The organism is Dolichospermum circinale AWQC131C (genome assembly GCF_000426905.1).
Lineage (GTDB): Bacteria > Cyanobacteriota > Cyanobacteriia > Cyanobacteriales > Nostocaceae > Dolichospermum > Dolichospermum circinale.
Map to the genome: position 1 here is coordinate 523 of NZ_KE384662.1, position 577 is coordinate 1,099.

1 protein-coding gene is annotated in these 577 nt (G+C 35.2%); it reads right to left on the minus strand.

All coding sequences use genetic code 11. The features are described from left to right. The coding region (locus ACIR131C_RS26415; protein WP_035372682.1) for a glycosyltransferase at positions 1–577 on the minus strand (577 nt) is incomplete at both ends.

Genomic DNA, 577 nt, shown 5'->3' on the forward strand with positions numbered 1-577 from the left:
TTTACCTAATGCTGGAATTAGGTAGTCTAAACCTTTTTTAGGATGTAAGCGAGATAAAAATAAGATAATTGGTTCATCTATGGGTAAATTAAAATGTTGTCGTAGACGTTGATAAGCATGGGGAATTGTATCGGGAATCGCAAGTCCGTGGGGGATGATAAAATTTGGGGAGGTTAAATTTAATAGGGCAGCTTCTTGTTGTTCTGCAATAGAGGTAAAATGAATTGATTGACTGTGATTAAGATTAGCTTTTTCGATAATTTTCAGATAGATTTGCTTTTTTCTAGCACTTTGCTGTAATGACCATGTACATAATTGTCCTAGGGGACGAACAATATAGGGAATTTTTTGACAGCGGGCGATCGCCATTGCTATTGTAGAACTATAGGAGAAAATAGCATGAATATGTAACAAGTCATAATTACGGATATTTTGCCATAACCATATTGTTAATTCTCTGGAAAAAGCAAATTCTCTCAAAGCGTGAATAGAAGGAGAAAACCGGGGAAAAAACTGGACAGGAACTTGTTGATAATTGATAAATTTTCCTAGAGGTACGTCTAATATATCTTCTCCA